The organism is Hydrogenophaga sp. H7, assembly GCF_002025745.1.
In the GTDB taxonomy this organism is placed as follows: domain Bacteria; phylum Pseudomonadota; class Gammaproteobacteria; order Burkholderiales; family Burkholderiaceae_C; genus Hydrogenophaga; species Hydrogenophaga pseudoflava.
In genome coordinates this window covers 380,315-406,509 of record NZ_MCIC01000012.1, presented here as the reverse complement: position 1 = coordinate 406,509, position 26,195 = coordinate 380,315, and the positions used below count along the sequence as shown (strand labels likewise).

The window sequence follows — 26,195 nt, the reverse complement described above, 5'->3', positions numbered from 1 at the left end:
TATTAGCGCCCTAGCAGGAACACCGACGGCAGATCTAGCGGCAATTGCGCTGCCAGCGCGCCTGATTTCCATTCGCTCAGCAGCGCGCTGCGGGTGCGTTGCTGTGGAAGACCTAGGCCGCTAGACACAGCCAGCCGGGTGTGAGGGTGCAGCGTTTGAAGCAGCGCCTGCAGGAGGGCTGCGTTGCGATAGGGGGTTTCGATCAGGATCTGGGTCTGGCCTGTTTTGAGGGCGGTGGACTCCAGTTCGCGCAAGCGCCGGCTGCGTTCGGCAGGGTCTTGTGGGACGTAGCCCACGAAAGAAAACGATTGACCGTTCAACCCGCTGGCCGCCAGCGCGAGCATCAGGGACACGGGGCCCGTGAGGGGGCGGACGTCGATGCCCAGGGCATGTGCTGCGCGAACCACCGAACTGCCTGGATCGGCAATCGCGGGCATCCCCGCCTCACTCACCAGGCCCATGTCGTGTCCTTGCTGCGCGGGGCCGAGCAGCAACTTGGCCTGTGCATCCGCGGTGCCGGCGGGTGCATGGTCCCCTTTCTTGTGGGCCTGGCGGGGCAGTTCGACGATTTGAAGGTTTTGCACAGGGGTGGCAAGACCGTGTGCGGCGTCCACCCGCTTCAGGAACGCCCTTGTGCTCTTTGCATTCTCGGCAACCCAGTGGACCAGGCGCGCCGCGACCTGGATGGTGTCATCGGGCAACAGCAGCCCCAATGGCACCGGATCTTGCGGGCTGCATCCGAAGTCCAGCGGCGTTGGCACGAGAAACAGCGCGCCTTTGGGCGCAGCCGGGGTGCTCACAGGATGGACACGCCTGCGGCGCGCAGCATGTGGCAGGTGCGAATCAGCGGTAGGCCGACCAGGGCGCTGGGATCGTCGTTGTCAATGCGGGACAGCAGGGCGATGCCAAGTCCTTCGCTTTTTGCGCTTCCGGCGCAGTCGTACGGTTCTTCTGCCCGAAGATAGCGTTCGATCTCCTGGTCGTCGAGGTCGCGGAACACCACGTTGACTGCGGCCAGGTCCAGTTGTTCGAAGCCCGTGGCCGCGCAGACCACGGCAACCGCGGTCTGGAACACCACGGTTTGCCCGCGCATGCGCCGCAATTGAGCGATCGCCCGATCATGGGTGCCGGGCTTGCCAAGCGGTTCGCCACCGAGGTCGGCCACCTGATCGCTGCCGATCACCACTGCTTCCGGAAAGCGCTGGGACACCTCCCGGGCCTTGGCCAGAGCGAGCCGCCGCGCCAGAGTCGCTGGCGCCTCGCCTGGCAGCGGGGTTTCGTCCACGTTCGGGCGCTCGGTGTCGAACGGCACGCGCAGGCGCTCGAGCAGTTCCCGTCTGTAGCGTGAAGTCGAGCCGAGGATGATCTTGCGTTGGGGCGGCGCAGGAATTTGAGAGGAAGGAGCACTCATCACCCTATTGTCCGCGGCTTTCTGGTGTCATCTTTTACACTGGCCGTATGAAAGTGTCTCCCCACAGGTCCTGGAACCCTCGTCGATTCGATGCCCGTGCCTTCGCCGAGGCGGGCGGTGTGCTGGAGAGCGAGGATTCATTGGCATCCTTTGATCGTCTGTCTGCCGAGATTCATGCTGACGGCGAGGTCGGCGCTCTGGTTCGATGGTCGGTGCAGGGAGAGATTCGCCCGGACGCTGCCGGCCAGTCGTCTGTCTGGATGCGCCTGCGTGCGGCGCTTGATTTGCCTGTGGGGTGTCAGCGATGCCTCGGTCCGGTGGTCGTTCCGCTGGAGGTGGATCGCTGGTTCAGGTTCGTTGCCGACGAATCCACGGCCGAGGCCGAGGATGACCAGAGCGAGGAGGATGTCCTGGCTTTGGAGCCCAAGCCGGACCTGCTGGCGCTGATCGAAGACGAGTTGTTGATGGCGATGCCTCTGGTGCCGATGCATGACGTCTGCCCTCAGCCCTTGCTGCTTTCTGCGGGGACGGTGAACGGTGACGAGGCTGCGTCGGAAGTGCGCCCCAATCCGTTCGCCACCCTGAGCCGCCTTAAGAAGTGATCGCAGCCGGAGTTTTGCGCCGCCTGTCATTCAGGCTATAATCCTTGGCTTTGCGCTGCCGCCCGGATCAGAGGGCAGGACTGCTGATTGGCGCAACCCACCGACACCCAACCGATTCCAGGAGCCCATCATGGCCGTCCAGCAAAACAAAAAGTCCCCTTCCAAGCGCGGCATGCACCGTTCGCACAATGCCCTGACCGTGCCCGGCATCGCCGTGGAGCCGACCACCGGCGAAACCCATCTGCGCCACCACATCAGCCCCAACGGCTTCTACCGTGGTCGCCAGGTGCTGAAGAACAAGTCCGAGGCTTGAGTTCTGGGCGGCTCCATCCTGCCGCGTCTGAGCGCCGGATGCCGTGATTGCCGCCTGCAAACAGGTCCAGTACGGGCCCGCATGAGCACCATGCGGGCTTTTTTCTTGTTGGTGGCGCTGCGTTGCAGTGCCCGCATCGGGACATTGACATGATTACCGTTGCCGTGGATTGCATGGGAGGAGATGTCGGTCCGGCGGCCACCTTGCCGGCCTGCGCGGCCTTTCTTGCCAGCCACCCGCAGGCCCAGTTGCTTCTTGTGGGGCAGCCTGAGGCATTCAATTCCTGGCCCCAGTTGCTCAACAACGTCCGTTGCCGGGTTGTGCATGCGTCCGAGGTGGTCACTATGGACGACCCGGTCGAGGTGGCCATGCGCCGGAAGAAGGACTCTTCCATGCGCGTGGCGATCCAGCAGGTCAAGGATGGCGCGGCGCAGGCGGCGGTGTCCGCCGGAAACACCGGCGCCCTGATGGCCATCTCGAGGTACTTGCTCAAGACGATGGAAGGCATTGACCGCCCAGCCATCGCCAGCCAGATGCCCAACGCACGTGGAGGAGCGACCACCGTGCTGGACCTGGGGGCCAACGTGGATTGCACCGCCGAGCACCTGCTCCAGTTTGCCGTCATGGGATCTGCCTTGGTCGTGGCGATCTCGGGCAGGGAAGATCCGACGGTGGGGCTGCTCAACGTTGGTGAGGAGGTGATCAAGGGTAGCGAGGTCATCAAGCAGGCCGGCGTTCTGCTGCGAAACGCGGCTAACACCGGTGATTTGAACTTTTTCGGCAATGTCGAGGGCAACGACATCTTCAAGGGCACGACAGACATCGTGGTGTGCGATGGATTTGTCGGCAATGTGGCGCTCAAGGCCAGCGAAGGGCTGGCGACCATGATTGGTGGTTTCATCAAGGCCGAGTTTTCGCGCAGCATTTTCACGAAACTGGGGGCATTGTTTGCTTATCCAGTGATATCTGCATTCAAGAAGCGGATGGACTATCGCCGCTACAACGGCGCAGCACTGCTGGGTTTGCGTGGGCTGGTGTTCAAGAGCCACGGGTCGGCCGACGCTTTCGCTTTTGAGCAGGCCTTGGCCCGGGCTTATGATGCAGCCCACAATCAGTTGCTCGAGAAGGTCCGGGAGCGTATTGCACACGCAGCACCGCTCATCGATCCAGAAGCGATCCCCAGCGATCTCAAGAGCATTCCGACGATCTGAGACCTTCTCCCCCGCCCGCATGACACGTTTTGCCCGCATCACTGGCACCGGTAGTTGCCTGCCGCCTCAGCGCCTGACCAATGCCGACATGGTGGGTCTTTTGAAATCGCGGGGTGTTGAAACGAGTGACGAGTGGATCGTTGAGCGCACGGGGATCCGAGCGCGGCATTTTGTGGGCGACGGCGTCTTCTCGAGCGATCTGGCCGCTGAAGCCTGCCGCAAGGCATTGTCGGCCGCCCAGGTTGGGCCGGGCGATATCGATCTGATCATCGTGGCCACATCGACACCCGACATGGTGTTTCCTTCGACGGCCGCCATCCTCCAGCACAAACTGGGCATTGCAGGCTGCCCGGTGTTCGATGTGCAGGCCGTTTGCAGCGGCTTCATCTATGCGCTCACGGTTGCCGATGCAATGATCCGCACAGGATCTGCCAGCAAGGCGCTGGTGGTGGGGGCCGAAGTGTTTTCGCGCCTGCTGGACTTCAATGACCGTACCACCTGTGTGCTGTTTGGCGATGGTGCCGGCGCCGTGGTACTCGAAGCCAGCGATGTGCCGGGGATCTTGGCGACCGATATCCATGCGGACGGCAAGCACGTGGGCATTCTGTGTGTGCCGGGGCACGTCAGCGGTGGCCAGATCCTGGGTGATCCTTTGCTGAAGATGGATGGTCAGGCCGTCTTCAAGCTGGCTGTTGGTGTATTGGAGGAGACCGCACGTGCTGTGCTGGCGAAGGCTGGCCGCACCGAGGCCGACATCGACTGGCTGATTCCTCATCAGGCGAACATCCGCATCATGACCGGCACGGCGCGCAAGCTGAAGCTGCCCATGGACAAGGTGGTGGTCACTGTTGACCAGCATGGCAACACCTCGGCGGCTTCGATTCCACTGGCGCTGGATCATGCGGTCCGCAACGGCCAGGTCAAGAAAGGTGACACCTTGTTGCTGGAAGGTGTGGGCGGAGGTTTTACCTGGGGTTCGGTGCTGCTGGACTTCTGACGCCGCTTTGGCGGTTGGCTCCTTTCCCCGTTTCTTGTTGATTCATTGCTGATACGTCCATGACCGAATTTGCATTCGTCTTTCCCGGCCAAGGTTCTCAGTCAGTCGGCATGCTCGACGCCTGGGGCGACCATCCGGAGGTGGCCCTGGCCGTCCAGGAGGCTTCCGATGCCCTGGGTGAAGACGTTGGCCTACTGATCAAGGAAGGCCCCAAGGAGGCGCTGGCGCTGACCACCAACACCCAGCCCGTGATGCTGGTGGCGGGTGTCGCTGCCTGGCGTGTCTGGTGCGCCGAAGGCGGGGCAGCTCCGTCCGTGGTGGCTGGGCATTCGCTGGGTGAATACAGCGCCCTGGTGGCGTCTGGCGTGCTGACTCTGGCGCAAGCGGCGCCGCTGGTGCGTTTTCGTGCGGCGGCCATGCAGGAAGCGGTGCCGGTCGGAACTGGGGCCATGGCCGCCATCCTGGGCATGGACTCGGACAAGGTGATCGCGGGTTGCGCCGAGGCGCAGGCTTTCTTCCCCCCGGGCAGTGGCGAGGTCGTGGAGGCGGTCAATTTCAACGACCCGGCTCAGACCGTGATCGCTGGCAGCAAGGCTGCGGTTGAGAAGGCTTGCGAGGTGCTCAAGGCCAACGGCGCCAAGCGGGCCCTGCCGTTGCCAGTGTCGGCGCCGTTCCATTCCAGCCTGATGAAGCCTGCGGCCTACAAGCTGCGCGAGAAGCTTGCGACCATGCCACTGGCGGCACCCCGGATTCCGGTGCTCAACAACATTGATGTGTCGGTGGAGTCCGATGTGGACGGCATCCGCGATGCACTGTTTCGCCAGGCGTTCGGTCCGGTTCGATGGGTGGAGTGCGTGCGTGCAATCAAAGCACGTGGCATCACCACGCTGGTCGAATGCGGCCCTGGCAAGGTGCTGGCTGGCATGACCAAGCGCATCGACGGCGAGCTGACCGGCGCGGCGCTCTACGACCCGGCCACGCTGGCCGAAGTGAAAAACCTGCTGGCCTGAAGGGAGAGACTGGTATGTCCGAAGTGAAATTTGCGGGCCAAGTGGCCCTGGTGACCGGTGCTTCCCGTGGCATTGGCGCGTCCATCTCGGCCGAACTGGTGTCGAAGGGGCTGATCGTCGTCGGCACGGCCACTTCCGATGAGGGGGCAGCCAAGATCTCGAATGCGCTGAAGGCGGTGCCTGGAGCGGCTGAGGGCTGCCGGGGGGTGAAGCTTGACGTGAACGATGGCGCTGCCGCCGAGGCCTTGATCGACGAAATGACCAAAGCCCATGGTGCCCTGCACGTGCTGGTCAACAACGCCGGCATCACGCGCGACATGCTTGCCATGCGCCTCAAAGATGAGGACTGGGATGCGGTGCTCGACACCAACCTCAAGGCAGTATTCCGTATGAGCCGGGCGGTGATCCGACCCATGATGAAGCAGCGCTATGGGCGCATCATCAGCATCACCAGTGTGGTCGGCGCCTCTGGCAACCCTGGCCAGGCGAACTACGCCGCTGCGAAGGCAGGCGTTGCGGGCATGACCCGCGCGTTGGCGCGCGAACTCGGCAGCCGCAATATCACGGTCAACTGTGTGGCGCCTGGCTTCATTGAGACCGATATGACGGCCTCGCTGCCCGAAGAACAGCAAAAGGCCCTGCTGGGCCAGATTCCCTTGGGGCATCTGGGCAAACCTTCTGACATCGCGCATGCAGTGGCCTACCTGGCCAGCCCGCAGGCCGGCTACGTGACGGGGCAGGAACTGCACGTCAACGGTGGCATGTTCATGGCCTGATCCACTCTTACCGCCGCGGAGCCGTCCGGCGGGCCACCTAGGGGCTACTTCCTAGCCCGGCTAAAATGGCGGTTTGTCATCCAACCACCCTCAGAGGGACTTATGAGCGATATCGAAGCACGTGTGAAGAAAATCATTGCCGAGCAACTCGGCGTGGAAGAAGGGCAAGTGACCCCTGAGAAGGCTTTTGTGGCCGACCTGGGCGCCGACTCCCTGGACACGGTGGAACTGGTGATGGCCCTGGAAGACGAATTCGGTATCGAGATCCCCGACGAAGACGCCGAGAAGATCACCACGGTGAAGAACGCCATCGACTACGCGATGTCGCACCAGAAGGCCTGATGCATCCATGAGCCGTCGTCGCGTTGTCGTGACCGGCCTGGGTTGTGTCTCGCCCGTGGGTAACACGGTGCCAGAAGCCTGGGCCAACCTTGTCGCCGGACAGTCCGGCATTGACCTGATCACCAAGTTCGATGCCTCGGGCATGTCCTGCAAGATCGCTGGTGAGGTCAAGGGGTTTGATCTGGAGTCCTACATCAGTGCCAAAGAGGCGCGGTCGATGGACACCTTCATCCATTACGGAATCGCCGCAGCCCACCAGGCCGTGGTCGACTCGGGCCTGCCTACGGGCGAGGCGCTGGATGACGAACTGGCCACGCGCATCGGCTGCATCGTCGGGTCCGGTATCGGCGGGCTTCCGCTGATCGAAGAAACCCACGCCGAGTATGTCAACCGTGGCGCACGGCGGATCTCGCCGTTCTTTGTCCCCGCATCGATCATCAACATGATCTCTGGACATGTCTCGATGCGCTTCGGGTTCAAGGGGCCGAACTTGGCTGTGGTCACGGCCTGCACCACTGGTCTGCACTGCATCGGTGAAGGGGCTCGGAAGATCGAGTACGGGGATGCCGATGTGATCGTCGCTGGTGGCTCCGAAGCCACGGTCTCTCCTCTGGGTGTGGGTGGCTTCGCCGCCATGCGGGCGCTTTCCACCCGCAACGACGATCCCAAAACGGCCTCACGACCCTGGGACAAGGACCGCGACGGTTTCGTGCTGGGAGAGGGCGCCGGGGTGATGGTGCTCGAAGAATACGAGCACGCCAAGGCGCGCGGTGCCAAGATATACGCCGAAGTGATCGGGTATGGCATGAGCGCCGATGCCGGCCACATGACGGCGCCGAACATGGACGGGCCCCGTCGCGCGATGGTCAATGCGCTGCGCAACGCGGGGATCAATGCCGACCAGGTGGACTACCTGAATGCCCACGGAACCTCGACGCCGCTGGGCGATGTGAATGAGAGCAATGCTATCAAGGCGGCGCTCGGTGACCATGCCAGCAAGATCGTCGTGAACTCGACCAAGTCCATGACGGGTCATTTGCTGGGCGGGGCTGGCGGCATTGAAAGCGTGTTCACGGTGCTGGCGTTGCATCATCAGAAGAGCCCTCCGACCATCAACATCTTCAATCAGGATCCCGAGTGCGATCTCGACTACTGCGCCAATACTGCGCGGGACATGAAGATTGATGTCGCGGTGAAGAACAACTTCGGCTTCGGCGGTACCAACGGCACCCTGGTGTTCAAGCGCGTCTGACGAACTCTGTTCGGACGCGGTCCTTCCCGAACATGCGCAACGCCCCATCGGTCACGTACCCGGTGGGGCGTTCGTCTTTTTACGCCCGTCTGATGTGGGGTGCCGGCGTATCGGGCTTGCTGGGCGTGCTCATGAGCTTCCTCTACGGATCATGGCGGACGGCCGTGTTCTGTGGCGTGGTCTGGTGCTTGTGGCTGTTGGGGTCGATGTGGGCTTGGCGGCGGATGCCGCGAGGAAAGCTCGCATGGCAGTCGGATCGGATGCGGCCCGAGGCTCCTCAGGGCTCGTCGGGTGTCTGGTCTTGGGCCAGTGAGGCGTATCGGGAAGGTGTGGAACTGAAAAGGGTAGAGCGCGTGTATGACCTGCAACGGGCCATGTTGCTGCGCCTGCACAATCCCGACGGTGCGCGCACCTGGATCTGGGTGGAGCGGTTGGCGGAGCCGTCCCGATGGCTGGATCTCCGGCGGGCGCTCCTGGCACATGCCTGACGGCGAGCGTCGGCTCGAACCTTTGGGGTATATTTCCGCGGCCCTCACACCCTCTGCATGACTTCTTCCGACGACCACTCAGCCCCACCCTCTCCCGACAGCGATGCCATGCTGGTCCAGCGCACACTGGCCGGGGAAATGCGGGCTTATGAGCTCTTGGTCATCAAATACCAGCGCCGTGTGGAACGCCTGATCGGGCGCATGGTCCGCGACAGCGATCTCGTTCAGGACATCGCCCAGGAGACGTTCATCCGTGCCTACCGGGCACTGGCCCAGTTCCGGGGGGATGCCCAGTTCTACACCTGGCTCTACCGGATTGCCGTCAACACCGCCAAGAAGCAGCTGCTGGAGCTCAAGCGGGACCCGCTGGTATTCCAGTCCCAGCTCAATTCCGGGGACGAAGACGAAACTTCTTCGGCGGAACGCGAACTAAACAGCAGCGTGGCCGACACCGAGACCCCTGAGGCAGTGTTGGCCAGCAAAGAGATTGCCCAGGCAGTGAACGCGGTGATGGACTCATTGCCAGACGAGTTGCGAATGGCCATCACTTTGCGTGAAATCGAAGGGTTGAGTTATGAAGAGATTGCCCTGGCGCTCGATTGTCCGATCGGAACGGTGCGTTCCCGGATCTTCCGAGCCCGCGAAGCGATCTCTTCCCGAATCAAGCCCATGCTGGAGCGTCAATCCGGCAAGCGCTGGTGAGATTGATTTGTTGATGCCGGAACACCGTATCGGATGTCGAACATGAATGCCGTCCCAATCCATGAAACCACAGATTCAGGGCAGATGCTTGTCCGGGAGCGCAGCCGCGAGGCGCTCTCCGCACTGCTGGACGGAGAGGTGCGCACAGACGACTTGGATTTGCTGCTCGCGCCTGGCTCCGAGGAGATGGCAGCCCTGCTGTCCGATGGGCATACCTACGAGCTGATTGGCGACGCTCTGCGTGGGCGACCCGTGCAGGGCTCGGTCGGCGGGGCGGCGTTTGCTGGGGCGGTCATGGCCCGTTTGCGCGATAAACCTTTGGCGCTGCCTCAGCCTGTGGTGCGACAGGCTGGAGTAGGCCGGCCCGTGGCGGCCAATGATGCGGTGTTTCGCTGGAAGCTGGTGGCGGGCCTCGCTTCGCTTGCCGCCGTCGTCGCCGTGACCTGGACCATCGGAACAGGGGGGCAGGACGGTCAGTTGGCCGGTCCCCAGATGGCCAGCGCCACCCCGATGTCCGAGTCCGCGTCGACAATTCAACCGGTGGTTGTGCAGACTGCGCAGGGTCAGGTGCTGCGCGATGCCCGGCTGGAACAGTTGCTGTCCGAGCACCGCCAGTTTGGCGGGATGTCTGCGCTTCAGGCTCCCGCCGGATTCCTTCGCAACGCAACCTACGATGCTGCTCCGCAGCGCTGAGGCCGACATGGGAAGTGCTGCTTCGTTGGGCATGTCGTCGGCGCGCAAGGCCTGGACCCGCTGGCCTGCGGTGGGGCTGCTGGCTCTGGGGTTGTGGCAGTCGTCCTTTGCACAGACCGTGCCTGTAACGTCGCCGTCCTCGCGGTCCATCACCGAGTGGCTCACGCGCATGCACGAGGCCTCCCGGCAGCGGGCCTACACGGGGACCTTGGTCGTATCGGCTGGTTCGGCCATGTCTGCCTCGCGCATCTGGCATGTCTGCGATGGCACGCAACAGATGGAGCGCGTGGAGACGCTGACGGGTGCACCACGCTCGACCATTCGCCACAACAACGACGTGATCACCTTTGCGCCGGATCACAAGGTGGCCTGGGTGGACAAACGCGAGTCGCTGGGCGTTTTTCCCGAGCTGCTGCGCACACCCAGCAACGCCATTCCAGACTTCTACAGCGTGAGCGAATCGGGCGTTGAAAGGGTTGCGGGTCATCTGGCCGACGTGGTGCAGATCGCCCCACGCGATGCACTGCGTTTCGGCTATCGCATCTGGTCGGAAAAGAAAACGGGCCTGGTGGTGAAGCTGCAGACCCTTGGGGAGCAGGGCTCGGTGCTGGAACAGGTGGCGTTTTCAGAGTTGCAACTGGATGCGCCGGTCCGGATGGACAAGCTCAAACGGCTCATGGGTGACACCAAGGGCTATGAAGTGCATCGTCAGACGCTGCGAAAGACCACGCCTGAGGCGGAAGGCTGGCGATTGAAGGAACCTGTTCCCGGTTTCCAGTCCATGAGCTGCCACACTAGAGAAGACGACACCGTCGCATCCGGGGCGTCTCCCATGCAGTGGGTGTTTTCGGACGGCTTGGCTTCGGTCTCGCTGTTTGTTGAGCCGTTTGATCCGCAGCGCCATGGAACGGAGAAGTCGGCCGTGACCGGCGCGACCCATTCCCTCAGCAGGCGCATTGGCTCCTATTGGCTGACCGCGCTCGGTGAGGTGCCACCGGCCACTCTCAAGCGGTTTGCTTCGGCTCTCGAACGAACCCGTTGAAACCTGAGACTCAGCCACCATGGTGTGGCTGCCGGGTGTTTCCTGTGTCTGCAAAAACTCTCTCACCGCAAGGATGAACATGAATATGGCCGTTCTCCGTTCCCGTCGAGCGATGTCGTTGCTGCTGAGTGCCTCACTGATCGGGCTGGTCATGGTCGGGGCGTCTGCATTGCCTGCCCCCGCCCATGCGCAGCAGATGCGCGGGCTGCCTGATTTCACAGATCTTGTTGACCAGGTGGGGCCGTCCGTGGTCAACATCCGGACGCTGGAGCGAGCCAACGCCGATGGGGGAAGCAGCACCGACGAACAGATGCTTGAGTTCTTCCGTCGTTTCGGCATACCGGTTCCGCCTGGGGCGGTGCCGCGCGGTCCACGCCAGGAGCGCGGCGGATCCGGTGAAGAGGCCCAACCCCGCGGGGTGGGCTCCGGGTTCATTCTCAGTTCCGATGGCCTCATCATGACCAACGCGCATGTGGTCGATGGCGCCGACGAACTGGTGGTCACCCTTCCCGACAAACGCGAGTTCAAGGCCAAGCTGGTGGGCGCCGACAAGCGAACCGACGTGGCTGTGGTGAAGATCGACGCCAGCGGGCTGTCCGCTGTCCGCATCGGTGATGTGAACCGGCTCAAGGTAGGCGAATGGGTGATGGCCATCGGCTCTCCTTTCGGTCTTGAGAACACGGTGACCGCCGGTATCGTGAGTGCGAAGAAGCGTGACACCGGGGATTTCCTTCCGTTCATCCAGACCGATGTCGCCATCAACCCGGGCAACTCGGGAGGGCCTCTGATCAACATGCGCGGTGAGGTGGTAGGCATCAACAGCCAGATCTATTCCCGCTCGGGTGGGTTTCAGGGCATCTCCTTTGCCATCCCCATTGATGAGGCCGTCCGGGTCTCCGATCAGTTGCGTTCCAGTGGTCGTGTGACCCGAGGTCGCATCGGTGTGCAAATCGGTCAGGTGAGCAAAGAGGTGGCCGAATCCATCGGTCTGGGGCAGGCTCGTGGTGCTCTGGTGAACGCGGTGGAAGCGAACTCACCTGCCGCCAAGGCCGGACTCGAACCGGGTGACGTGATCCTGAAATTTGATGGCCGGGAGATCGAACGGTCGGTCGACCTGCCGCGCATCGTCGGCAATACAAAGCCGGGCAATCGCAGTTCGATGACGGTGTTCCGGCGCGGCGCCCAACGCGATCTGAGTATCACGGTGGCCGAGCTGGAGCCTGAGCGCAGCGACCGGAAGGCTGCAGCACCGGAGGCCAAGCCGCCCGCTTCGAGCAGCCTGCCCTCTTTGGGGCTGACTGTGGGTGATCTCAATGCTGCAGAGAAAAAAGAACTGAACATCAAGTCGGGGGTGCGTGTCGAGACGGCGGAAGGGGTGGCGGCGCGTGCCGGGCTCAAGGAGGGCGACGTGATTGTGGCGGTCGCGAACACCGAAGTGGGCAGCGTGAAGGAACTGGAGGCGGTGCTGGCGAAGCTGGACAAGTCCAAGCCCGTGAATGTGCTTTTCCGGCGCGGTGAGTGGGCCCAGTATGCGGTGATCCGGCCTCAGCGCTGAGCCAGCGCAAAGCTCGAAATCCTCTGAGCTGCCCCGAATAAACCCTTGATCCAGCTTGGGTTTATGGGCTTGTTCTGGGAGTTGGTTGTTTTGCCACAGGTTACCCGCTATCGATTTGGGTCTTCCGTTTGAACCGAAAGTTTGTGAACACTCACAATCTTGAGGTGGAAGTTGACTGATTTCGATAAAATCGGGGCTCCAAGACCTTGATTGCAGTGTCGAACAATGTTCAGCGTTCACGATGTGAGAGCGCCCTCAAGTTGTTCTCGCTTGCTCCACAGGTGGCGCACAACATGTTCATTTTTTTGTGGACGACCTGTGAATAAGTTTCCCGTTGCTGCGTTGCAACAGGCGGTAGAGGGTGGTTTCGGGCTGTGCAGCCGGGGCTTTTTGCCTACAATGAAATCCCAACTATCGCAGTTGCCATTGATTGTTGGTTACGGGCGCGTCACCAGTTGACGCGCCCTTTTTTATGGCCTTCCAGAGAGTGGCGGGGCCTGGTTTCTGGCTGTTTTTCCGATGCACCACATCCGCAATTTTTCGATCATCGCGCACATCGACCATGGCAAGTCCACGCTGGCCGACCGCATCATCTCCCGCTGTGGCGGCCTGTCCGACCGCGAGATGAGCGAACAGGTGCTCGACTCCATGGACATCGAGAAAGAGCGCGGCATCACCATCAAGGCGCAGACCGCAGCGTTGCAGTACAAGGCGCGCGACGGCAAGGTCTACAACCTCAACCTGATCGACACACCCGGCCACGTGGACTTCTCTTATGAAGTGTCGCGCTCGCTGTCGGCGTGCGAAGGCGCGCTGCTGGTGGTGGACGCGAGCCAAGGGGTGGAGGCGCAGACCGTGGCCAACTGCTACACGGCGCTGGACCTGGGTGTCGAGGTGGTGCCGGTGCTGAACAAGATGGATCTGCCCAACGCCGATCCGGACAACGCAAAGGCGGAGATCGAGGACGTCATCGGCATTGATGCGACCGACGCCATTCCCTGCTCGGCCAAAACAGGCATGGGCGTGGAGGACATTCTGGAAGCGGTGGTCGCGCGCATCCCGCACCCCAAGGGCAATCCCGATGCGCCGCTGCGCGCCATGATTGTGGACAGCTGGTTCGACACCTATGTGGGCGTGGTGATGCTGGTGCGCGTGGTCGATGGCCGCCTGCGAAAGGGCGAGCGTTTCAAGATGATGGCGACCAACGCCGCCTACAACGCCGACAACCTGGGCGTGTTCACGCCGGCCAACCAGCCGCGCGAGTCGCTGGAGGCGGGCGAGGTGGGCTACATCATTGCCGGTATCAAGGAGCTGCAGGCCGCCAAGGTGGGCGACACCATCACGCTGGAAAAGAAGCTGCCCAACAACCTCGGCCCTGCCGAGGAAGCGTTGCCCGGTTTCAAGGAAGTGCAACCTCAGGTGTTTGCCGGCCTGTACCCGACCGAGGCCAGCGAGTACGACGCGCTGCGCGACGCGCTCGAAAAGCTCAAGCTCAACGACGCTGCACTGCACTACGAACCCGAGGTGTCGCAGGCACTGGGCTTTGGTTTCCGTTGTGGCTTCCTGGGGCTGCTGCACATGGAGATCGTGCAGGAGCGGCTGGAGCGCGAGTTCGACCAGGACCTGATCACCACCGCGCCCAGCGTGGTCTACCAGGTGGTCAAGCCCGACGGCGAAGTCATCATGGTGGAGAACCCGTCCAAGATGCCGGACCAGGGCCGCATCGAAGAGATTCGCGAACCCATCGTGACCGTGCACCTGTACATGCCGCAGGAATACGTGGGTGCGGTGATGACGCTGGCCAACCAGAAGCGCGGGGTGCAGCTGAACATGGCCTACCACGGCAAGCAGGTCATGCTGACCTACGACATGCCGCTGGGCGAGATCGTGCTGGACTTCTTCGACAAGCTCAAGTCGGTCAGCCGCGGCTATGCGTCGATGGACTACGAGTTCAAGGAATACCGGCCGTCCGACGTGGTGAAGGTCGACATCCTGCTCAACGGCGAGAAGGTGGACGCGCTGTCCATCATTGTGCACCGCTCCCAGTCCCAGTACCGCGGCCGAGCCGTGGCGGCCAAGATGCGCGAGATCATCAGCCGCCAGCAGTTCGACGTGGCGATCCAGGCGGCCATTGGTGGCAACGTGATCGCACGCGAGACCATCAAGGCGCTGCGCAAGAACGTGCTGGCAAAATGCTACGGCGGTGACATCACCCGCAAACGCAAGCTCCTCGAAAAGCAGAAGGCAGGCAAGAAACGCATGAAACAGATCGGCTCGGTCGAAGTGCCCCAGGAGGCTTTTTTGGCCATCCTGCAGGTGGAGGAGTGATGCAACAGACCATGGGCGCGATCACCGCGGTGATCCTGGCGGCTTTCGGGGCCTACGCGGCGGCGTTTTTCTTTGGCGCCATCGAGGGGAACTTTGCGCTGCTGCTTTTTCTGGCCACGGCGGTCACGGGTGTTTACTGGCTGGCCGAAAAGTTCTATTTCTTCCCGAAGCGTAGGCGAGACGCCGAGCGGCTGGTGTCGACGCGCAACGAACGTGCGGCTGAACTGGCTCGCCAAGGTTTTGCACAGTCCTCGGACGAAGAGTTGTCGATGGCGCGTCACAAGCTGCTGGCGCAACCCTGGTGGTTGGACTGGACCGCCGGCCTGTTCCCGGTGATCCTGGCGGTGTTTGTGCTGCGGAGCTTTCTGTTCGAACCGTTCAAGATCCCGTCGGGCTCGATGATCCCGACACTTCAGGTCGGGGACTTGATTCTGGTGAACAAGTTTCACTACGGCGTGCGGCTACCGGTGATCAACACCAAGGTGATTGCCAACAACGAACCGCAGCGTGGGGACGTCATGGTGTTTCGCTATCCCCCGCAACCGAGCCTGGACTACATCAAGCGGGTGATTGGCGTGCCAGGCGACGAGGTGGCCTATCTGAACAAGCGCCTCACGGTCAACGGCCAGCCCGTGCCCCGCATCAACCAGCCCGACTATTTTGATGGCGAGCAGATGCGCTATACCAAACAGTTCGGTGAGGAGCTGGGTGGTCGACGCTACAACACCCTCAACGACGACATGCGGCCGCCGTTCGTGTCGCCCATCACGGATTTTGCGTTCCGTGAAAATTGTCGCTATCCGGCCGAAGGCGTCGTGTGCAAAGTACCCCCTGGGCACTATTTCATGATGGGTGACAATCGGGACAACTCGCTCGATTCGCGTTTCTGGGGTTTTGTCCCAGAGTCCAACATTGTGGGCAAGGCCTTCTTTGTCTGGATGAATTTTGGCGATTTCGGGCGGATCGGTTCGTTCGAGTAAGACACGCAACTACTGGAGGTGGGGTGATGAAGCAGAAACAGCGGCAACGCGGCCTGACGTTTTTCGGGTTGTTGTTCGTGGGCATTTTGCTGGCCTTCGCTGGTGTGGTGGTCGCCCAGGTGGTGCCCACCTACATCGAGTATCTGGCGGTGCAGAAGGCCGTGAAGAAGGCTGCGGACGGATCGACCGTTGCCGAGGTGCGTTCCCTGTTCGACAAGGCCGCCCAGATTGATGACATCAGCAGCATCTCTGGCAAGGATCTGGAGATCGGCAAGCAGGGTGACAAAGTGGTGGTGTCGTTCGACTATGTTCGTGAAATTCCGCTGGCGGGTCCTGCCTATCTGGTGATGAAGTACAACGGGTCCTCTCAATGACACTGGGTGGCTGTCCGGCCGGGGGCGCACGCCTTTGAGCCAGGAATTGACGGCGTTGCAAAAACGCCTGGGACATGTGTTTTCCAGTCCGCGCCTGATTGAACGCGCGTTGACGCACCGAAGCTTTTCGGCGGACCACAACGAACGGCTGGAGTTTCTGGGCGATTCGGTGCTGAGTCTGGCTGTGTCTGGTCTGCTGTTCGAAAAACTCAGTCAGTTGCCAGAGGGTGATCTCTCACGTGTGCGGGCCAACCTGGTCAAGCAGGACACGTTGCATCAGATCGCGACACGCCTGGGTCTTTCGGCCTGTTTGCGGCTGGGTGACGGCGAAAAGCGGTCCGGAGGACACAAGCGCCCCTCCATTCTCGCGGATGCCCTGGAGGCCTTGATCGGGGCGGTGTATCTGGACGCCGGTTTCGAGACTGCTTCGCTGCTGGTGCGGCGCCTGTATGGTGATATCGAGCTCAGTGCCCAGATGGGGGCCATGGGCAAGGATCCCAAAACCGATTTGCAGGAGTGGTTGCAGGCGCGCAAGATGCAACTGCCTCAGTACCGGGTGGTGGCCACCATGGGTGAGGCGCATCGACAGACCTTCGACGTCGAGTGCACGGTCCCGGAGGCCGGTCGCAGCGAGCGCGGCATCGGTGCGTCGCGGCGGGCTGGAGAGCAGGCGGCAGCGGCTGCGATGCTGACGTTTTTGCGGGCCGCCGAGCCCGCACCCACCAAGGCGGGCGGCTGACGATCTCGGCGCTTGGCCGGTTTCTGTCCGGATCCATTCATGAGCAAATCCTCCCGTCCTCCCTCCAGTGCCCCTGCGGCCCCTGTTCCCACCGACGCATCGCTCGAGGCCATGCTGGCCAAGGCCTTGCGCAAGACGCCAGCAGAGGCCGTCGCCGACCCGGCACAGGAGCACGAACCTGTGGCGCCGGAGCAGCAGCACTGTGGCTATGTGGCCATCGTCGGCAAGCCCAACGTGGGCAAGTCCACGCTGCTCAATGCGCTGGTGGGACAGAAGATCAGCATCACTTCGCGCAAGGCGCAGACCACGCGCCACCGCATCACGGGTTACCGCACCGTGGGTCCGAACCAGTTCGTGTTCGTCGACACACCTGGCTTCCAGACGCGGCACGGCAACGCGCTGAACCGTGCGCTCAACAAGACCGTGCTCGGCGCGGTGACCGATGTCGACCTGATCCTGTTTGTTGTCGAGGCGGGGCACTTCCATCCGGCGGACGCCAAGGTGATGGAACTGCTGCCCTCGAACGTGCCTGTGGTGTTGCTGGCCAACAAGTTCGATCTGGTGCACAGGCGTGGCGAACTGGCCCCCTGGCTCAAGTCCATGCAGGAGAAGCACCCGTTCGCCGAGTTCGTGCCGATGTCGGCCAAGAACGCCCGGGATGTCGATCGCCTGTTCGCTATCTGTGCCAAGTACCTGCCGCAACAGGCCTGGATGCACGATCCCGAGGAGCTGACCGACCGCAGCGAGCGCTTCATGGCGGCCGAGATGGTGCGCGAGAAGCTGTTCCGACTGACCGGCGACGAGCTGCCCTACACGTCGACCGTGGTGATCGACAAGTTCGAGGAAGAGGGCGGGCTCAAGCGCATCGCGGCCACCATCGTGGTTGAGCGCGAGGGACACAAGGGCATGGTGATCGGCGAAAAGGGCGAGAAGCTCAAGCGCATCGGCACGGAGGCCCGCCAGGAGCTCGAAAAGATCTGGGACTGCAAGGTGTTCCTGGAGCTGTGGGTCAAGGTGCGCTCCGGCTGGGCCGACGACGACGCGCGCGTCCGGTCGTTCGGTTACGAGTGACGGGTCATGGCCACGCGCCGGACTTCTGAAGAACCCGCATTCGTCCTGCACCGCTACGACTGGAGCGAGTCCAGTCTCATCCTGGAAGTCTTCACCCGCCACCACGGACGCATCGCCCTGGTGGCCAAGGGGGTCAAGAAGCCGACTTCGCAGTTCCGTCCCGTGCTGCTGCCCTTGCAGCCGCTGGCCCTGAGTTGGGGTGGAGACGCCGAAGTGCGCACGCTCAAGGCGGCACAGTGGCAGGGCGGGCACGTCATGCCCACCGGCGATGCGCTGCTTTCGGGCAGTTATCTCAACGAGCTGCTGATGCGCCTGCTGGCGCGCGACGACCCGCACCCCGGCCTGTTTGACCACTACGCGCTGGCGGTGCAGCTGCTGGCCGAGCGGTCCGATGCGCAGCAGCTGGTCCTGCGCGCCTTCGAGCTGCTGCTGTTGCGCGACACCGGACTGCTGCCCGATCTGTCTTGCGAAGGCAGCACGCTGGCGCCTCTGCAGGAGGGGACTTCCTATGTGCTGGGCGCCGAGTCCGGACTGCGTGTGGCGCACGGCGACGATGTGCACTCGCTCGAAGCCAGCCAGTGGCTGCTGTTGCAGACCGCGCTGAATGACCGTGACCCGCTGATCGCCAGCCTGCGCGCCTGCGCTGGCTGCCAGCAGAGCCTGCAGCCTCAGTTGCGCGCACTGCTGCACTACCATAGTGGCGTCCGGGTGTTCCGGACCCGCCAGCTGTTGCTGGACCTGCAGTCGCTGGTCCGGCCGAAAGCGGTTCCTGATCCGGTTGCTTCTTTCGGCCCCACATCCTCCTGACCATGGCTCACGCTGCTCACCACCCGACCGCGCTGTCGGTCAATCTCAACAAGGTCGCGCTGGTGCGCAACACGCGCCACCTGGGCATTCCGTCCGTCACCCGCGCGGCCACCCTGTGCCTCGAAGCCGGTGCGCGAGGCATCACGGTGCATCCCCGGCCGGACGAGCGCCACATCCGCAGCCACGACGTGTTCGATCTCGCCGAGCTGATGCAGGACTGGCCGGACCGCGAATACAACATCGAAGGCAATCCGTTCCACAACCTCATGGATGTCGCGCGCGAGGTCCGGGCGCGTGGCCTGCCGCTGCACCAGCTGACCTTCGTGCCCGACAGCGAAGGCCAGTTCACCAGCGACCACGGCTGGAGCTTTCCTCAGGACGCCGACCGGCTGCGGCCCGTGATCGCGCAGGCCCAAGCCCTGGGCGCTCGTGTGAGTCTGTTCATGGACCCGGAGCCCGGACAGATGGCGGCGGCCCGGGCCGTGGGGGCTGACCGAGTGGAGCTCTACACCGAGCCCTATGCCGCCGCCTGGCACACCCCTGACCGTGGGCAGCAGCTCGAACGCTACCGCTCTGCGGCGCAGGCGGCCCTGGAAGCAGGGCTGGGTGTGAACGCGGGCCATGACCTCAACCGCGAGAACCTCACCGCGTTTCTCAAGGTGGTGCCGGGCGTGGCCGAAGTGTCGATCGGTCACGCTCTGATCGCCGATGCGCTGGAGCGGGGTTACGCCGCCACCGTGACCGACTACAACCGCTGCATCGCCGAAGCGTTCCGATGATCTTCGGCATCGGCACCGACGTCTGCGATATCCGGCGCATCGAAGCGACCTTCGAGCGCCAGGGCGAGCGCTTCGTGCGGAAGGTGCTGGGCGAGCAGGAACTGGCGATCTGGCAGCGCCGAAGCGAGCGCTGGCCCGGGCGCGGACTGCGCTACCTGGCGACGCGGTTTTCCGCCAAGGAGGCGTTCTCCAAGGCCATCGGCCTGGGCATGCGCATGCCCATGACCTGGCGGGCCTGCGAAATCCTCAACATGCCCAGTGGTCAGCCGGTGATCGTGCTGCATGGCACGCTGAAAACCTGGTTCGAGGCCCAGGGCCTGCGCGCACACGTGACCGTGACCGACGAGACCGACTACGCCGCGAGCTTCGTGGTGGTGGAGAGAGACTGACATGCACACACACGCCCCGTTGATCATCGACGTCGCCGGGTTCGAGCTGACCGACGCCGACCGCCAGCGCCTGGCACACCCCCTGGTCGGCGGAATCATCCTCTTCGGCCGCAACTGGCAAAGCCGGGAGCAGCTGACGGCGCTGTGCGCCCAGGTCAAGGAGGTACGAGAGGACCTGCTGATCGCTGTCGACCACGAGGGCGGCCGCGTGCAGCGTTTCCGCACCGACGGATTCACCCACCTGCCCCCCATGGCGGCGTTCGGACAGCTGTGGCTCTCGGCTCCCGCGCGGGGCGAGTGCGAGGGCGGTTCTGCGATGCGGGCCACCAATGCGGCCACCGCGGCCGGCTACGTGCTCGGTGCCGAACTGCGCGCCTGCGGTGTCGACCTGAGCTTCACGCCGGTGCTGGATCTGGACCACGGCGAAAGTTCGGTGATCGGCGACCGCTCGTTCGGCCGCGACCCTCGGATGGTGGCGGTGCTGGCACAGGCGCTGATGCATGGCCTGCGCACCAGTGGCATGGGCAACTGCGGCAAACACTTCCCGGGCCACGGCTTTGTGAAAGCCGATTCGCACCTGGCCATTCCCGTCGACCGGCGCAGCCTCAAGGCCATCCTGGCCGACGACGCGGCGCCCTACGGCTGGCTGTCGGCCAGTCTGGACGCGGTGATGCCGGCGCATGTGATCTACCCGAAGGTGGACAGCCGGCCCGCAGGCTTTTCAGCACGCTGGCTGCAGGAGGTGCTGCGGCACCGCCTGGGGTTCACCGGCGCGATTTTCAGCGACGACCTGAGCATGGAAGCCGCGCGCCACATCGACGGCCGGGGCGTGAGCTTCACCGAGGCGGCGCTGGCAGCGCTCGGTGCGGGGGGCGACATGGTGCTGCTGTGCAACCAGAGCGTCGTGGAGGGCGGCGCGCCCATCGACGAAGCGATTGAGGCATTGTCCAAGGCGCTGGTGCAAGGCGACTGGGTGCCCAACCCCGCCAGCGAAGAGCGGCGGCAGGCCCTGCTGCCGCAGGGCCCTGCCATGGACTGGGACCTTCTGATGGTCAGCGCGCGCTACATGCAGGCGCTGTCGCTGATCCCCTGACTACCGCTCGACGCCGAGCTTGTCCAGCAGATCCGAAATCAGCTCCAGCCGCAGCATCGGGTTGTCCAGCGCCATCAACCGTTGTTTGAGTTCGGCCGGTGCGGGCAGCAGTTCGGCCCAGCGGTTGGCGACCCAGCCGCTGTCGTCCCACTGGTAGGGCGGCTGCAGCGGCAGCTCGTTCATGGATCCGGGTTCGCGCTCGCGCAGGTTGGCCAGCACGCGTTGCAGAGCGTCCCGCGTGCTGCGCAGGTGTTCCGGGACCGCCACGACCCGCTCGGGCTCGTCGAGCCGCACGTCGGCCACCCACAGTCCATGGGGCAGGCGGCGGCTGGCGGTGATGTGAAAGCGCTGCTGGCCGCGGCAGTGGATGAGCATCAGGCCGGCCTGCGGGTGCTCGACCTGTTCGATGCGGGCGATGGTGCCGACCTGGTGGAACGCCTCATGCGCAAAGCCGTCGGGCGAGGCGGGGTCGGCGCGCCGCACCTCGCTGCCTTCGCTGAGGCACACCACGCCGAAGGGCGCGCCCGCCGCGTGGCAGCGCTTGATCATGTCCAGGTAGCGCACCTCGAAGATGCGCAGCGGCATCCAGCCGCCGGGAAACAGAACGGTCTGCAGCGGGAACAGCGGCAGCTGGTTCAGCGTCAGCGGCGTTTCGCTCAATCCGGCACCACCGCGTCGGCGCTCTGGCGCTGCAGCATGGCCAGGGTGCTGGCCACGGTCCGGCGCAGCTCGCGGCGGTCGCAGATGAAGTCCACCGCCCCCTTGGTCTGCAGGAACTCGGCGCGCTGGAAACCTTCGGGCAGCTTCACACGCACGGTGTTTTCGATCACACGCGGGCCGGCAAAGCCGATCAAGGCCTTGGGCTCGGCGATCACCACATCGCCCACGAAGGCGAAGCCGGCGGAGACTCCGCCCATGGTCGGGTCGGTCAGCACACTGATGTAGGGCAGGTTCTTCTTGGCCAGGCGGGTCAACGCCGCGTTGGTCTTGGCCATCTGCATCAGCGACAGCAGGCCTTCCTGCATGCGCGCGCCGCCGGTGGCGGTGAAGCAGACGAAAGGCACCTTCTGGGCAATGGCCTCTTCGACGCCGCGCACGAAACGCTCACCGACCACCGAGCCCATGGAACCACCCATGAAATCGAACTCGAAGCAGGCGACGACCAGGCTGATGCCTTGCACCGCACCACCCATGACGATGAGTGCGTCGGTCTCACCCGTGGTTTCCAGGGCTTCCTTCAGGCGCTCGGGGTACTTGCGGCTGTCCTTGAACTTCAGCGCGTCGACCGGCAGCACTTCCTGCGCCAGCTCGTAGCGGCCTTCGGCGTCCAGGAAGGCGTTCAGGCGTGCGCGAGCGCCGATGCGGTGGTGGTGGCTGCAGTGCGGGCAGACGTTCTGATTCTTCTCGAGATCCGTCTTGTAGAGCACGGCCTCGCAGCTGGGGCACTTGATCCACAGACCCTCGGGCACGCTGCGGCGCTCGGCCGGGTCGGTGTGCGTGATCTTGGGCGGCAGCAGTTTTTCAAGCCAGGACATCGGAAACTCCTAACGATGGGCCGGACTCTGGGGCCGGCTTAAAGATGGCGGATTATGCGTCCAGCGCTTTCCGGATGGTGCGCATGAAGTGCGCCGCCACCGGCACCACCTTCTCGAAGGGCTCGTCCTCGATCAGCTGGATGATCTTGCTGCCGATCACCACCGCATCGGCGGTCTTGCCGATGGCCTTGGCGGTCTCGGCGTCGCGGATGCCGAAGCCCACGCCGACGGGGATGCTCACGTGCGCGCGGATGCGCGGCAGCATGGCCTCGACCTGACCCACGTCCAGCGTGCCGGCGCCGGTCACGCCCTTGAGCGAGACGTAGTAGACATAACCGCTCGCCACGCGCGCGACCTGCGCCATGCGCTCGTCGGTGGAAGTGGGGGCCAGCAGGAAGATCAGGTCCATGTTCGCGGCGCGCAGCGCGGCCGCGAACTCCTCGCATTCTTCGGGCGGGTAATCCACCACCAGCACGCCATCCACGCCGGCGGCCGAGGCGTCGCGCACGAAGCTGCCCGCACCGTGCTTCTGATCGTAGCGCTCGATGGGGTTGGCATACCCCATCAGCACCACCGGCGTGCGGTCGTTCTCCTTGCGGAATTCGCGCACCATGGCGATCACCTGCGCCAGGCCGATGCCCAGCGACAGCGCGCGGTCGCCCGCTTTCTGGATCACCGGGCCGTCGGCGGACGGGTCGGAGAACGGGACGCCCAGTTCGATGATGTCGGCACCGCCTTCGACCATGCCGTGCATCAGCTTGGGCGTGATGTCGGCATACGGGAAGCCAGCGGTGACGAACGGGATCAAGGCCTTGCGGTTCTGGGCCTTCAGGTCGGCCAGGGTTTTTTCGATGCGGCTCATTTGGACACCTTCACAACGGAATCGGCGCCGCCCTTGACGGACTGGCCGCGACAGCTGGGTCGGCAGTAGAAGTCGGCGTTGGACAGGTCGGCCACGGTGCCGATGTCCTTGTCGCCGCGGCCGGAAAGGTTGACCAGCACCGACTGCGTGGGCTTCATGGTCTTGGCCAGCTTCATGCCATAGGCAACAGCGTGGCTGGATTCGAGAGCGGGGATGATGCCCTCGGTGCGGCAGAGGTAGTGGAAGGCTTCGAGGGCTTCCTGGTCGGTGATGCCGACGTATTCGGCGCGGCCGATGTCCTTGAGGAAGGCATGCTCGGGGCCGACGCCGGGATAGTCGAGGCCCGCGCTGACGCTGTGCGTTTCGGTCACCTGGCCGTTGTCGTCCTGCAGCACGTAGGTGCGGTTGCCGTGCAGCACGCCGGGGCTGCCCTTTTGCAGGGACGCCGAGTGCTTGCCGCTGTCCAGGCCTTCACCCGCGGCTTCGACGCCGATCAGGCGTGTGGCGGTGTGGTTGATGTAGGGGTAGAAGATGCCCATGGCGTTGCTGCCGCCGCCCACGCAGGCGACCACCGCGTCGGGCTGCTCGCCCACACAGCCGGCTTCTTTCAGCATTTGCGGCATCTGCACCAGGCATTCGTTGCCGATCACGCTCTGGAAGTCGCGCACCATCATCGGGTAGGGGTGCGGGCCGGCCACGGTGCCGATGATGTAGAAGGTGTTGTCCACGTTGGCGACCCAGTCGCGCATGGCTTCGTTGAGCGCGTCCTTCAGCGTCTTGCTGCCCGACTCGACGGGCACGACGGTCGCTCCCAGCAGCTTCATGCGGTAGACGTTGGGGCTCTGGCGCTTGACGTCCTCGCTGCCCATGTAGACCACGCACTCCAGGCCGTAGCGGGCGCAGATGGTGGCGGTGGCCACGCCGTGTTGTCCGGCGCCGGTCTCGGCGATCACGCGCGGCTTGCCCATGCGCTTGGCGAGCATGGCCTGGCCGATCACGTTGTTGATCTTGTGCGCGCCGGTGTGGTTGAGGTCTTCGCGCTTGAGGAAGATTTGCGCACCGCCGACCTCGCGGCTCATGCGCTCGGCGTGGTAGACGGGGCTGGGCCGGCCGACGAAATGGGCCAGTTCCTTGCGGAATTCGGCCAGGAAGGCAGGGTCGTGCTGGTACTTCGCGTACGCGTCCTTGAGTTCGTTGATGGCGTGGGTGAGCGTCTCGCTCACGAAGCTGCCACCGTAGATGCCGAAGTGGCCGCGGGCGTCGGGTTGCTGGTAGGTGCCGGTGTCCATGTGGGGTGTCTCGTTGCTGGGCCCGAGCCACCCGAAGACGGGTCAGCTGGGGCGGGGGTTCTGTGCATCGGCCGCGCGCACGGCGGCCACGAAGGCGAGCATCTTGTCTGGGTCCTTGATGCCTTTGGCGGCTTCGACCCCGGAGCTCACGTCAACGGCCCAGGGCCGCACGAGGCGAATGCCATCGGTCACGTTTGCAGGCGTGAGTCCACCAGACAAAACGAGGCGAGAGCTGGCGTTTAGTTGCGGATGTGACCAAGGGAAAGCGTTCCAGTCAAAGGATTGACCACCTCCGCCGTAGCCCTCGACATGGGCATCGAGCAGGATCGCCTGCGCGGCGGTGAAGTCGGACGCGTATTTTAGGAGATCGAAGCCCGCGCCGGCCGGGCCAGGGGGAATGCGCGCGGCGCGGACGAACGGTCGGCAGGCGGCTGTGCAGTCGGCGGGCGTTTCGTCGCCGTGGAATTGCAGTAGGGCGTTGGGCACAGCGGCCAGACCCTGGGTGATGAACTCGGGGCTGGCGTTGACGAACAGCAGCACGGGCGTGACGAAGGGCGGTAGCCGGCGAGCCAGTTCGCCCGCTCGTTCCGGACTGACAAAGCGCGGGCTCTGCGGGTAGAGCACGAAGCCGATGGCGTCGGCCCCGGCATGGACGGCGGCGTTCACATCGGCCTCGCGCGTGAGGCCGCAGATCTTGATGCGGGTCCGGTGGGGCATGGGCTCAGGGCAACCAGTCGAAGGCGGGTGTGCGGTCCGGGATGTTCCAGGACGCATCGTAGACCGGACCCAGGAAATACAAGCCGTCGGGTGCAAAGGTGGGCGCGGCGGCGTCGCGGCTTTGGGCGGCCAGCACCTCGGCCATCCACGACGGCGGGCGGTTCCCGGTCCCGACAGCAATCAGGCAACCCATGATGTTGCGGATCATGTGGTGCAGGAAGGCCGAGGCTTCGAATTCGAAGCGCCAGTAGGCACCGCGCCGGGCGATCTCGATGCGGCGCATGTCCTTGACCGGGCTGTGAGCCTGGCATGCCGAGGCGCGGAACGAGGTGAAGTCGTGTTCGCCCAGCAGCGCGTTGGCCGCGCTTTGCATGGCTTGCTGATCCAGCGGACGGAACACCCAGCCCACCTGTCCGTGGTCCACACTGGGGCGCACGGGCGATTCGAGCAGCACATAGGCGTAGCGCCGGCCGGTGGCGCTCGCGCGCGCGTGAAAGCCCGGTGGAACGATCCGGGCCCACTGCACGGCGATGTCGGGCGGCAGGAAGCTGTTGGTGCCTCGCACCCAGGCACTCTCGGGCCGCACCAGCGGGCTGTCGAAATGCACCACCTGGTTCAGTCCGTGCACGCCAGCATCGGTGCGCCCGGCGCACAGGGTATTCACCGCAGGCACATCCAGAAAGCGGGCCAGGGCCCTTTCGAGCTTGTCCTGGACCGTTTGGCCGCTGGGCTGGCTCTGCCAGCCGTCGTAGTTCCGGCCGTTGTAGGACACGCCCAATGCGATGCGCCCACCGGCCGGCAGCGGGGCCGGTGTGGGCGCGTCGGGGAGGGGGGCAGA

At 63.9% G+C, this 26,195-nt stretch carries 30 protein-coding genes; 22 read left to right on the top strand and 8 right to left on the bottom strand.

The annotated features are described in order from the left end of the window. Positions 1-2: 2 nt before the first annotated feature. Together BC358_RS08445 and BC358_RS08440 are read right to left on the bottom strand one after the other, a co-directional pair. Positions 3-800: an SAM-dependent methyltransferase gene (locus BC358_RS08445; protein WP_066153340.1), complete on the bottom strand. Its 798-nt coding sequence runs from the start codon at positions 798-800 to the stop codon at positions 3-5. Further along, positions 797-1,411: a nucleoside triphosphate pyrophosphatase gene (locus tag BC358_RS08440; RefSeq protein WP_066153343.1), complete on the bottom strand. Its 615-nt coding sequence runs from the start codon at positions 1,409-1,411 to the stop codon at positions 797-799. Before BC358_RS08440 ends, BC358_RS08445 begins: the two co-directional genes overlap by 4 nt. Before the next feature lie 47 nt (positions 1,412-1,458). On the opposite strand from BC358_RS08440, the gene BC358_RS08435 reads away from it, so the two are divergent. The 22 genes from BC358_RS08435 (at position 1,459) to nagZ (ending at position 20,954) form a co-directional block, all read left to right on the top strand. Further along, positions 1,459-2,013, top strand: a complete 555-nt coding sequence (locus tag BC358_RS08435; RefSeq protein WP_079365467.1) for a DUF177 domain-containing protein — start codon at positions 1,459-1,461, stop codon at positions 2,011-2,013. 130 nt (positions 2,014-2,143) lie between these two features. Continuing rightward, positions 2,144-2,326, top strand: a complete 183-nt coding sequence (gene rpmF, locus BC358_RS08430; RefSeq protein ID WP_011794326.1) for a 50S ribosomal protein L32 — start codon at positions 2,144-2,146, stop codon at positions 2,324-2,326. 149 nt (positions 2,327-2,475) lie between these two features. Beyond that, complete coding sequence (gene plsX / locus BC358_RS08425) at positions 2,476-3,537, top strand: phosphate acyltransferase PlsX (protein ID WP_079365466.1); 1,062 nt, start codon at positions 2,476-2,478, stop codon at positions 3,535-3,537. Between the two features lie 19 nt (positions 3,538-3,556). Continuing rightward, the gene (locus BC358_RS08420; protein WP_066153351.1) at positions 3,557-4,534 is read left to right on the top strand and encodes a beta-ketoacyl-ACP synthase III; all 978 of its coding nucleotides are present in this window, start codon (positions 3,557-3,559) and stop codon (positions 4,532-4,534) included. Between the two features lie 59 nt (positions 4,535-4,593). Continuing rightward, positions 4,594-5,544, top strand: a complete 951-nt coding sequence (gene fabD / locus BC358_RS08415) for an ACP S-malonyltransferase (RefSeq protein ID WP_066153354.1) — start codon at positions 4,594-4,596, stop codon at positions 5,542-5,544. 14 nt (positions 5,545-5,558) lie between these two features. Beyond that, complete coding sequence (fabG, locus tag BC358_RS08410) at positions 5,559-6,320, top strand: 3-oxoacyl-ACP reductase FabG (protein WP_066153359.1); 762 nt, start codon at positions 5,559-5,561, stop codon at positions 6,318-6,320. A 102-nt stretch (positions 6,321-6,422) separates the two neighbouring features. Further along, a complete protein-coding gene (acpP, locus tag BC358_RS08405) occupies positions 6,423-6,662 on the top strand; it encodes an acyl carrier protein (protein ID WP_066153362.1) in 240 nt (79 codons plus the stop codon). A gap of 7 nt (positions 6,663-6,669) precedes the next feature. Continuing rightward, positions 6,670-7,914 carry a beta-ketoacyl-ACP synthase II gene (gene fabF, locus BC358_RS08400; RefSeq protein ID WP_066153365.1) on the top strand — a complete coding sequence of 415 codons (1,245 nt, stop codon included), beginning with the start codon at positions 6,670-6,672 and terminating at the stop codon, positions 7,912-7,914. Between the two features lie 32 nt (positions 7,915-7,946). Next, the gene (locus BC358_RS08395; RefSeq protein ID WP_079365465.1) at positions 7,947-8,402 is read left to right on the top strand and encodes a hypothetical protein; all 456 of its coding nucleotides are present in this window, start codon (positions 7,947-7,949) and stop codon (positions 8,400-8,402) included. A 57-nt stretch (positions 8,403-8,459) separates the two neighbouring features. After that, positions 8,460-9,104 carry an RNA polymerase sigma factor RpoE gene (gene rpoE, locus BC358_RS08390; RefSeq protein ID WP_079365464.1) on the top strand — a complete coding sequence of 215 codons (645 nt, stop codon included), beginning with the start codon at positions 8,460-8,462 and terminating at the stop codon, positions 9,102-9,104. Between the two features lie 42 nt (positions 9,105-9,146). Then, positions 9,147-9,797: a sigma-E factor negative regulatory protein gene (locus BC358_RS08385; RefSeq protein WP_179130038.1), complete on the top strand. Its 651-nt coding sequence runs from the start codon at positions 9,147-9,149 to the stop codon at positions 9,795-9,797. Next, positions 9,778-10,839 carry a MucB/RseB C-terminal domain-containing protein gene (locus BC358_RS08380; RefSeq protein ID WP_256861449.1) on the top strand — a complete coding sequence of 354 codons (1,062 nt, stop codon included), beginning with the start codon at positions 9,778-9,780 and terminating at the stop codon, positions 10,837-10,839. Before BC358_RS08385 ends, BC358_RS08380 begins: the two co-directional genes overlap by 20 nt. 112 nt (positions 10,840-10,951) lie before the next feature. Further along, positions 10,952-12,394 carry a DegQ family serine endoprotease gene (locus tag BC358_RS08375; RefSeq protein WP_174545253.1) on the top strand — a complete coding sequence of 481 codons (1,443 nt, stop codon included), beginning with the start codon at positions 10,952-10,954 and terminating at the stop codon, positions 12,392-12,394. A gap of 519 nt (positions 12,395-12,913) precedes the next feature. Further along, positions 12,914-14,722: a translation elongation factor 4 gene (gene lepA / locus BC358_RS08370; RefSeq protein WP_066157781.1), complete on the top strand. Its 1,809-nt coding sequence runs from the start codon at positions 12,914-12,916 to the stop codon at positions 14,720-14,722. After that, positions 14,722-15,702 carry a signal peptidase I gene (gene lepB / locus BC358_RS08365; protein ID WP_373270133.1) on the top strand — a complete coding sequence of 327 codons (981 nt, stop codon included), beginning with the start codon at positions 14,722-14,724 and terminating at the stop codon, positions 15,700-15,702. Before lepA ends, lepB begins: the two co-directional genes overlap by 1 nt. 26 nt (positions 15,703-15,728) lie before the next feature. Further along, positions 15,729-16,076: a DUF4845 domain-containing protein gene (locus BC358_RS08360; RefSeq protein WP_066157784.1), complete on the top strand. Its 348-nt coding sequence runs from the start codon at positions 15,729-15,731 to the stop codon at positions 16,074-16,076. A 34-nt stretch (positions 16,077-16,110) separates the two neighbouring features. Continuing rightward, positions 16,111-16,815 carry a ribonuclease III gene (rnc, locus tag BC358_RS08355; RefSeq protein ID WP_066157787.1) on the top strand — a complete coding sequence of 235 codons (705 nt, stop codon included), beginning with the start codon at positions 16,111-16,113 and terminating at the stop codon, positions 16,813-16,815. 39 nt (positions 16,816-16,854) lie between these two features. Continuing rightward, the gene (gene era / locus BC358_RS08350) at positions 16,855-17,886 is read left to right on the top strand and encodes a GTPase Era (protein ID WP_079365462.1); all 1,032 of its coding nucleotides are present in this window, start codon (positions 16,855-16,857) and stop codon (positions 17,884-17,886) included. A 6-nt stretch (positions 17,887-17,892) separates the two neighbouring features. Continuing rightward, positions 17,893-18,693, top strand: coding sequence for a DNA repair protein RecO (gene recO / locus BC358_RS08345; RefSeq protein ID WP_079365461.1), 801 nt, complete (start codon positions 17,893-17,895; stop codon positions 18,691-18,693). A 2-nt stretch (positions 18,694-18,695) separates the two neighbouring features. Next, the gene (locus tag BC358_RS08340; RefSeq protein WP_179130037.1) at positions 18,696-19,472 is read left to right on the top strand and encodes a pyridoxine 5'-phosphate synthase; all 777 of its coding nucleotides are present in this window, start codon (positions 18,696-18,698) and stop codon (positions 19,470-19,472) included. Then, positions 19,469-19,861: a holo-ACP synthase gene (acpS, locus tag BC358_RS08335; protein ID WP_066157797.1), complete on the top strand. Its 393-nt coding sequence runs from the start codon at positions 19,469-19,471 to the stop codon at positions 19,859-19,861. Before BC358_RS08340 ends, acpS begins: the two co-directional genes overlap by 4 nt. Before the next feature lies 1 nt (position 19,862). Further along, on the top strand, positions 19,863-20,954 hold the full coding sequence (nagZ, locus tag BC358_RS08330; RefSeq protein ID WP_079365459.1) for a beta-N-acetylhexosaminidase: 1,092 nt from the start codon (positions 19,863-19,865) through the stop codon (positions 20,952-20,954). Here nagZ and BC358_RS08325 read toward each other — a convergent pair whose 3' ends face one another. From BC358_RS08325 to truA, 6 genes are read right to left on the bottom strand one after another with little or no spacing between them, the layout of a single operon-like run. Further along, positions 20,955-21,614 carry an LON peptidase substrate-binding domain-containing protein gene (locus BC358_RS08325; protein ID WP_079365458.1) on the bottom strand — a complete coding sequence of 220 codons (660 nt, stop codon included), beginning with the start codon at positions 21,612-21,614 and terminating at the stop codon, positions 20,955-20,957. Then, positions 21,611-22,489 carry an acetyl-CoA carboxylase, carboxyltransferase subunit beta gene (gene accD / locus BC358_RS08320; RefSeq protein ID WP_079365457.1) on the bottom strand — a complete coding sequence of 293 codons (879 nt, stop codon included), beginning with the start codon at positions 22,487-22,489 and terminating at the stop codon, positions 21,611-21,613. The genes BC358_RS08325 and accD overlap by 4 nt, the downstream gene beginning before the upstream one ends. A 52-nt stretch (positions 22,490-22,541) precedes the next feature. Next, positions 22,542-23,351, bottom strand: a complete 810-nt coding sequence (gene trpA, locus BC358_RS08315) for a tryptophan synthase subunit alpha (protein ID WP_079365456.1) — start codon at positions 23,349-23,351, stop codon at positions 22,542-22,544. Then, complete coding sequence (gene trpB, locus BC358_RS08310; RefSeq protein WP_079365455.1) at positions 23,348-24,640, bottom strand: tryptophan synthase subunit beta; 1,293 nt, start codon at positions 24,638-24,640, stop codon at positions 23,348-23,350. The genes trpA and trpB overlap by 4 nt, the downstream gene beginning before the upstream one ends. A gap of 42 nt (positions 24,641-24,682) precedes the next feature. Continuing rightward, on the bottom strand, positions 24,683-25,357 hold the full coding sequence (locus BC358_RS08305) for a phosphoribosylanthranilate isomerase (RefSeq protein ID WP_079365454.1): 675 nt from the start codon (positions 25,355-25,357) through the stop codon (positions 24,683-24,685). A 4-nt stretch (positions 25,358-25,361) separates the two neighbouring features. After that, complete coding sequence (truA, locus tag BC358_RS08300) at positions 25,362-26,159, bottom strand: tRNA pseudouridine(38-40) synthase TruA (protein WP_079365453.1); 798 nt, start codon at positions 26,157-26,159, stop codon at positions 25,362-25,364. Between the last annotated feature and the right edge of the window lie 36 nt (positions 26,160-26,195).

Coding starts and splice junctions, on each gene's coding strand:
- rpmF (WP_011794326.1), top strand. CDS start 2,144: ATGGCCGTCCAGCAAAACAAAAAGTCCCCTTCCAAGCGCGGCATGCAC.
- trpB (WP_079365455.1), bottom strand. CDS start 24,640: ATGGACACCGGCACCTACCAGCAACCCGACGCCCGCGGCCACTTCGGC.
- lepB (WP_373270133.1), top strand. CDS start 14,722: ATGCAACAGACCATGGGCGCGATCACCGCGGTGATCCTGGCGGCTTTC.
- fabF (WP_066153365.1), top strand. CDS start 6,670: ATGAGCCGTCGTCGCGTTGTCGTGACCGGCCTGGGTTGTGTCTCGCCC.
- BC358_RS08340 (WP_179130037.1), top strand. CDS start 18,696: ATGGCTCACGCTGCTCACCACCCGACCGCGCTGTCGGTCAATCTCAAC.
- recO (WP_079365461.1), top strand. CDS start 17,893: ATGGCCACGCGCCGGACTTCTGAAGAACCCGCATTCGTCCTGCACCGC.
- accD (WP_079365457.1), bottom strand. CDS start 22,489: ATGTCCTGGCTTGAAAAACTGCTGCCGCCCAAGATCACGCACACCGAC.
- BC358_RS08385 (WP_179130038.1), top strand. CDS start 9,147: ATGAATGCCGTCCCAATCCATGAAACCACAGATTCAGGGCAGATGCTT.
- rpoE (WP_079365464.1), top strand. CDS start 8,460: ATGACTTCTTCCGACGACCACTCAGCCCCACCCTCTCCCGACAGCGAT.
- BC358_RS08395 (WP_079365465.1), top strand. CDS start 7,947: ATGCGCAACGCCCCATCGGTCACGTACCCGGTGGGGCGTTCGTCTTTT.
- nagZ (WP_079365459.1), top strand. CDS start 19,863: ATGCACACACACGCCCCGTTGATCATCGACGTCGCCGGGTTCGAGCTG.
- BC358_RS08420 (WP_066153351.1), top strand. CDS start 3,557: ATGACACGTTTTGCCCGCATCACTGGCACCGGTAGTTGCCTGCCGCCT.
- fabG (WP_066153359.1), top strand. CDS start 5,559: ATGTCCGAAGTGAAATTTGCGGGCCAAGTGGCCCTGGTGACCGGTGCT.
- BC358_RS08360 (WP_066157784.1), top strand. CDS start 15,729: ATGAAGCAGAAACAGCGGCAACGCGGCCTGACGTTTTTCGGGTTGTTG.
- trpA (WP_079365456.1), bottom strand. CDS start 23,351: ATGAGCCGCATCGAAAAAACCCTGGCCGACCTGAAGGCCCAGAACCGC.
- acpP (WP_066153362.1), top strand. CDS start 6,423: ATGAGCGATATCGAAGCACGTGTGAAGAAAATCATTGCCGAGCAACTC.
- BC358_RS08305 (WP_079365454.1), bottom strand. CDS start 25,357: ATGCCCCACCGGACCCGCATCAAGATCTGCGGCCTCACGCGCGAGGCC.
- BC358_RS08440 (WP_066153343.1), bottom strand. CDS start 1,411: ATGAGTGCTCCTTCCTCTCAAATTCCTGCGCCGCCCCAACGCAAGATC.
- BC358_RS08380 (WP_256861449.1), top strand. CDS start 9,778: ATGCTGCTCCGCAGCGCTGAGGCCGACATGGGAAGTGCTGCTTCGTTG.
- lepA (WP_066157781.1), top strand. CDS start 12,914: ATGCACCACATCCGCAATTTTTCGATCATCGCGCACATCGACCATGGC.
- acpS (WP_066157797.1), top strand. CDS start 19,469: ATGATCTTCGGCATCGGCACCGACGTCTGCGATATCCGGCGCATCGAA.
- BC358_RS08375 (WP_174545253.1), top strand. CDS start 10,952: ATGTCGTTGCTGCTGAGTGCCTCACTGATCGGGCTGGTCATGGTCGGG.
- era (WP_079365462.1), top strand. CDS start 16,855: ATGAGCAAATCCTCCCGTCCTCCCTCCAGTGCCCCTGCGGCCCCTGTT.
- BC358_RS08435 (WP_079365467.1), top strand. CDS start 1,459: ATGAAAGTGTCTCCCCACAGGTCCTGGAACCCTCGTCGATTCGATGCC.
- plsX (WP_079365466.1), top strand. CDS start 2,476: ATGATTACCGTTGCCGTGGATTGCATGGGAGGAGATGTCGGTCCGGCG.
- fabD (WP_066153354.1), top strand. CDS start 4,594: ATGACCGAATTTGCATTCGTCTTTCCCGGCCAAGGTTCTCAGTCAGTC.